Below are 6487 nucleotides of genomic sequence, written 5' to 3' on the forward strand. Positions count from 1 at the left end.
GCTTTGGATATGTTTTTAAAATCTTTTATTCTGCTTAATTTAAGATACGTTCTTATATTTTTTGCTTTAGTCTCAAGAGATGTCTCTTTTAAATTCACTCTCCCCTCAGCTCAAGCCCTGCTTTTACTCCTTTTATAACGGCTTCAGTAATCTTTTTCCCAAAATCCGTGCTTGAACCTGAGTAAGGAATTTCAGTTTTCCTCTCATTTTCCAGGCCAAGTTTTGAGTCCTTTTTTGAGTCAATCTCATAAGCGACAATCACTGCATCCGTATTCGTGCCAAGGAAGGTGTATCCTTTTTCAAGCAAAGCAAGCCCTTTTGCTTCGGTGGCTGTGATTATCGCTCCGAGAAGAGCTGTCTCGGATAGTCTTGCTTTTGAGACTAGAATTATATTTATGGTTCCTACCTTTGCCCTGAATTCTGAGCCGTTGCTTATGCCAGCGGTTATGAAAGCTGTCAGGTAGTCATTTTCTATTACCTGAAGGTATTCCATTTTCACAGCTGTAAGCAGGCCGAAGTGATCCTTTCCAAGACCCAGTTTCAGGGCTTCTTCTTTTAAGAACTCCCGCGGGTCAGGAGGGTTAAAGGTTCTTGGCACCTGTTTGTTGAAAATATACTTTACCCGTGCGCGGCCACCGTTTAAGCCCGTGCTCGCGGCTTCGAAATCTCCTTTGATTATAAGGGCACTGTCCTTCACATAGTATTGCATATACATGAGCTCCGTTTTTACAGAAAAGAGTACAATCGTATATCTTTATCTATCTCCAATTATTATGATTTATACTTTTTATTCTTTTATATAAGTGTCTAATAAAGTCCTTTGACTTATAAAGACCAATTAAAGCCGCATTTTTGAATAAGAAAGGTTATTAAGTTCCCATTTTTCGAGCATTTTTCTTGATACTCCACTGTTGAGCGGTCTCCTATAACCGCTCTTTTAGAAAAGGCTTGACCGGATTATAAAGATATTACGAAGCGGTAGTGGTTTAATTTAAAAGGCTCTTGATAATGTTCTTAATCATAAACATAATAAATTATTTATCAAAGTATCTTCTAATTACTTATCATGGATCACAGGTATCATTCATACTGGTTAGCTCTTATCATTCTTTGCGGGATATTTTATATTGTTTTTGGAGCATTCTATGCTATTTTTGGCTTTCGTGGATTTTTAATCCTTGCAATTATCTTTTTTATTGTAAGTGTTTTGTACGGTTTATGGTATTCTATTTCTTATAAATCTCGCAGTTGAGTAAGTGTTTAACTGCTTTTGAATAATTGAATTTTGGGGAAAATAAGACGAGCATTTTTGAATATGCAAAACTAAAGCTAACAAAAAATGGATTATTGAAGAATAAACATTAAAATTAAATCTACATTTTAAATATTTAACGGCTTAATGCTGCCGTTTTTCAGTTCAAATGCAGTCCTGTAAGTTTTCACATGGACTTTCTAACGTTTACTACAGAATCACTTGAGGCCTAGTAAAGCCGGAACTGTTAAATATTTAGAGAAAATACAAATAGTTTTTATGTATTCCTGGGATCCAAAACTTTATTCTTCTAATTCCTCAGCTCAGAAAAACTGGGGGTTTGAACTTCTTTCAAAGCTGAATTTGAAAGGAAATGAAAGGTTTCTGGATGTTGGTTGTGGTGATGGAAAACTTAGTGCTGAAATGGCAAGAAGCTTACCTCAAGGCTCTGTTCTAGGAATCGATCTCTCCGAAGCAATGATTACTTTTGCCAGAAATCATTATCCTCAAGAGAAGTTTCCAAACCTTACTTTTATGCAGGCAAATGCCAGTGAACTTACTTTTGACTCTGAGTTTGATATTGTTTTCTCCAATGCTGTTCTTCACTGGATAAACGCTCCTGAAGCTGCTCTGAAGAGTTTTTGGAAAAGCCTCAAACCTGGCGGAGTATTTCTGGCCCAGCTTGGAGGAAGAGGAAACTCTGCGGAAATCTTCAAAATTCTTGACTGCATGCTTGAAAACAAAAAATGGAACTCTTATTTCAGGGATTTTGTATTTCCATACGGCTTTTATGGACCTGAAGAATATGGTAAATGGCTCAAAGATGCAGGTTTTTCAATTAAGCGTTTGGAATTGATCCCAAAAGACATGGCTCTTCAAGGAGAAAGTGGACTTTTCGCCTGGATTGCTTCAACCTGGCACCCTTATATACAACAGGTACCTCAAGAGCTGAAAGAGGACTTTATAAATGAACTTGTAGCTCTTTTTGTGAAAAATTATCCGCCTGATGATAAAAGATATGTCCATGTCCAGATGAAAAGGCTGGAAATTGAAGCTTATCGGGAGAAATAGGTCTGTAAGACAAAAGATAATAAAATATATTGAGTTCAGATTGGATTAAAGCTTCAAACAGGGTGATTTGTACATGAGCGAATTACTGATTTATGTTAATGGAAAGTTTGTCCCCAGGTCCGAAGCCAAGGGTTCGGTCTATGATCACGGTTTCCTCTATGGTGACGGAGTGTTTGAAAGTATAAAGGCTTATAACGGACGTGTCTTAAGTTAAAAGAGCACGTTGACAGACTTTACGATTCAGCAAAGGCAATTGCAATGGATATATATCTCACAAAGGATGAGATGATTGAGGTAATTCTTGAAACCCTGAGGAAAAACAACCTTAAAGATGCCTATGTCCTTCTTGTAATCTCAAGAGGGATCGGAGACCTTGGGCTTGACTCCCGCAAGTGTGAAAAGCCAAGTGTAATTGTTATAGCTCAGGGCTGGGGAGCTATGTATGGCAACCTCTATGAAGCAGGAATCACAGGAGTCAGCGTCTCTGTCCGGCGAAATGCACCTGATTTTCTGTCCCCGAATATTAAATCTCTCAACTACCTAAACAACATCCTGGCAAAGATTGAAGCCAATGAAAAAGGTGGGGATGAAGCTATCTTCCTGGACCAGAATGGCTTTGTGTGCGAAGGCTCGGCAGATAACATTTTTGTTGTCAAGAATGATAAGGTCTATACCCCCTTGACAATCAGCAATTTAAAAGGAATAACCAAATCTACAGTCGTCGAAGTTCTGGTCCAGATGGGATACGAAATTATCGAAGCAAACTTGGGTTTATTTGATCTTTACACAGCAGATGAAATATTTGTCACCGGCACCTTAGTTGAAAGACTGATCGGAGATGGAAAGCCAGGTCCGCTTACCAGGAAGCTGGCCAGAGGTTTCAAAGAAGTCACTGAAAACAATGGGACTCCAATCTACTCTTAAAAGCTGAATTTAAAAGATGGAAGCGGATCTTTGTTTCGCATTCCATCTGTTGTTTTTGTCTCTAAACACTTCATCTCGATGCTTTTAACTCTGCGTAGAAATCCAATAAATTCATCTCAGATCTAAAATCGATAGCAAGAAAAATTGTAAAAATCCTTAATTTACTGCGGAAAGTGGGTTCGATTACTCTGAGGAACACCTGAAGGGCACCGATTAATTTTTCAGTGAGATGGGGTTTAAAGGATTGTTAAACATCTGCCTATTTTCTGTTTTATCTATAAAATTACGAACAACCTCAAGATACTCGCCTGGTTTTTCAAGGTGGTGTTGATGAGATGCGTCCTCAAAGACAACAATCTCAGATTCCGGAAGCATGCTATGATAATATGCAGTTGTAGACGGGGTAGCCTCATCATAGTGTCCGCAGGTGAAAAGGGTTGGGACGGATATTTCCTTCAGCAGATCCACTCGCTCGTAGCCTTTGAGATTTCCTGTAATTGTGAACTCGCTTGAACCCCACATTTGCTCATAGACTTCACTACCAAATTTTTCCATACTTCTATTTATTCAAAAATATTTGGGGTGTAAACTAAAACTCAAGTTTTTTAAGCTTCTTATTAGGCTTTTGGGACAGTGTAGGGCTAAAACACATCAGGCATATCTTGAAACCGCCTTAAAAAGGCTCAAATTTAAATGGTCTACTAATAATGTTAGCTATTTAACCAATAAAGCTTAATGAAAAGTTATTTAGTAGCAATGTCAATAGTATATTTTATAAATTTAAATGTATTATATTAAATTTAAATGTTATTATATTATGGTCATAATTTTTCGCAGCAATGTAAATGAAAGAAGGTTAAATTAAATAATCGAATCAATGCAAACTGGCACTATAGTAGACATCTTAAAGTTATCAGTAAAACGAAATGCAAAGAATCTTTTATTACACAACAAATAAAATAATCGAAATATAAAATTAAAATTAATTTATTTAATATCACTAAAGATTGCATTTTGTTGAATTACAGAGGGAGACTTAAGGGGAAAATGAAAGCGAAAAAGGAGCAGTCTCAAGCAATAGACCCAAATCCTGTGCTTAGTGTGGCAAAGGATGGAGTTATCCTTTACTCAAATGAGGCGGGGAAGCCCTTATTGCATGATTGGGGCGTGAGAGTCGGAGATAAATTGCCTCTACATCTCGAAATTTTTGTTCAAAGGGCAGTTTCCCGGAAAAGTATTGAAAAAATAGAAGTTACTATGGGCAAAAAAGTATACTTTATTGTTTTTCACCCTTTGCCTGAACGAGAATGCGTAAACATTTACGGATTTGACATAAGCGACCGTAAAAAGCTTGAGGGAAAAAGTCTGGAAAGTGAAACTCAAAAAAAGGCAAACCTGAAGCTTGCCGAGATTATCGATGCTAAAGCTGTCCAGTCTCTTATGAGTGATTTTTATACACTTGCTCATATCCCCATGGCCTTACTTGATCTTAAAGGCAATATTCTGGTGAGTGTTGGATGGCAAGAAATTTGTACGAAATTCCACCGGATTAATCCTGAAGCCTGCAAGCATTGCGTAGAAAGCGACATGAGTCTAACTGCGGGGGTTGCTCCGGGAGGATATAAGTTCTATAAGTGTAAGAACAATATGTGGGACGTAGTAACTCCAGTTATGGTAGAAGGGCAGCATGTAGGTAATGTCTTCTCAGGCCAGTTCTTTTTTGATGACGAGCCTCTGGACTATGAGCTTTTTCGATCTCAAGCTAGGCAATATGGCTTCAATGAGGAAGAATATATAGCCGCGCTTGAAAAAGTTCCTCGGCTTAGCAGGAAAACTGTAGATACAAGCATGGCTTTCTTCATGACCTTTGCTAATATGATCTCACAACTAAGCTACAGCAACATCAAGCTATCTCAATCACTGGCGGAACGTGATGCTCTGGTGGATGCACTGCGGGAGAGCGAGAAACGTGAGCGAGCTCGTTCACAGGAATTGGTAGTATTATTGGATGCTGTTCCTGTCTCTGTATATATAGCACATGACCCTCAGGCGCTTCAGATAACTGGCAACAGGCTCGCTTATGAATGGTTACGAATTCCAGTAGGTAGTACAAACTTTTCCAAGTCCGCTCCTGAGGGAGAGAAGCCCGAGATATTTAAATTATTCAAGGACGGAATTGAACTCCAACCTGAAGATATGCCGTCGCAGATGGCAGCTACGGGTAGAGAGATTAACGACTTTGAGCTAGATATTATATCTTCTGCCGGCGAGATACGACATGTTTTGGGCAACGCCAGGCCCTTGCATGACGAACAGGGAAACGTGCGCGGATCTATTTCTGCATTCATAGATATTACGGAACGCAAAAAGGCAGAAGAAGCTCTCAGATTATCAAATATCTATAATCGCAGTCTGATTGAAGCCAGTCTGGATCCTCTGGTAACTATTGGGCGTGATGGTAAGATTACCGATGTAAATAATGCTACAGAACATGTTACTGGATATTCCCGAAATAATTTAATTGGGACTGATTTTTCAGATTACTTTACTGAGCCTGAGAAAGCCCGTTCAGGCTATCAGCATGTATTCATGGATGGCGAAGTTAGAGATTATCCTCTAGAGATTCGACACAAGGATGGACATATATCTCCAGTTTTATACAATGCTTCGGTTTATAGAGATGAGAATGGTAAGGTTATTGGCATCTTTGCTGCTGCACGTGACATTACTGCGATTAAAAAGGCAGAAAAGATGATTCAGACACTAGCAAATGTTGTGGAGTCATCAGATGATGCAATTCTAACCAAATCTCTTGATGGAATTATTATTAGTTGGAATAATGGGGCAGAGAAAGTTTATGGATATTTAGCTGAAGATGTTCTGGGAGAAAACATATCCATACTTGAACCAGGCAATACTAAAGGAGAAACAAAGAATTTAATTGAAAAGATTAAACGGGGAGAAAGGGTTCACCACTACGAAACTTTGCGGATGAAAAAGGATGGAACAATAATAAATGTTTCAGTTACTCTTTCTCCGGTTTTTAACGCGTCTGGAAAACTTGTGGCTATCTCCACTATCACCAGAGATATTACTGAGAACAAAAATGCAGAAGAAGCTCTCAGATTGTCAAATCTTTATAATCGCAGTTTGATTGAAGCCCGCCTTGACCCTCTGGTAACCATCGGGCCTGATGGCAAAATTACGGATGTAAATGGTGCTACAGAACATGTTACTGGA

The 6487-nt window shown here is 38.6% G+C and carries 4 protein-coding genes and 1 pseudogene; 3 read left to right on the plus strand and 2 right to left on the minus strand.

Features of this window, described 5'->3' with window-relative positions:
- Window positions 1-94 precede the first annotated feature (94 nt).
- Window positions 95-709: an adenosylcobinamide amidohydrolase gene (locus BP621_RS00200; protein ID WP_292387002.1), complete on the minus strand. Its 615-nt coding sequence runs from the start codon at window positions 707-709 to the stop codon at window positions 95-97.
- An 822-nt stretch (window positions 710-1531) separates the two neighbouring features.
- Here BP621_RS00200 and BP621_RS00205 point away from each other — a divergent pair.
- Both BP621_RS00205 and ilvE read left to right on the plus strand, forming a co-directional pair.
- A complete protein-coding gene (locus BP621_RS00205) occupies window positions 1532-2323 on the plus strand; it encodes a class I SAM-dependent methyltransferase (RefSeq protein WP_292387004.1) in 792 nt (263 codons plus the stop codon).
- A 73-nt stretch (window positions 2324-2396) separates the two neighbouring features.
- Window positions 2397-3247 (plus strand): annotated as a pseudogene (ilvE, locus tag BP621_RS00210) (branched-chain-amino-acid transaminase).
- Window positions 3248-3460: 213 nt separating this feature from the next.
- Here ilvE and BP621_RS00215 read toward each other — a convergent pair.
- Window positions 3461-3802 carry a hypothetical protein gene (locus BP621_RS00215; protein ID WP_292387007.1) on the minus strand — a complete coding sequence of 114 codons (342 nt, stop codon included), beginning with the start codon at window positions 3800-3802 and terminating at the stop codon, window positions 3461-3463.
- Window positions 3803-4294: 492 nt separating this feature from the next.
- Here BP621_RS00215 and BP621_RS00220 point away from each other — a divergent pair.
- The coding region (locus tag BP621_RS00220; RefSeq protein ID WP_292387010.1) for a PAS domain S-box protein at window positions 4295-6487 on the plus strand (2193 nt) is incomplete at its 3' end.

It is taken from the genome of Methanosarcina sp. UBA5 (genome assembly GCF_002505485.1).
Taxonomy (GTDB): Archaea; Halobacteriota; Methanosarcinia; order Methanosarcinales; family Methanosarcinaceae; genus Methanosarcina.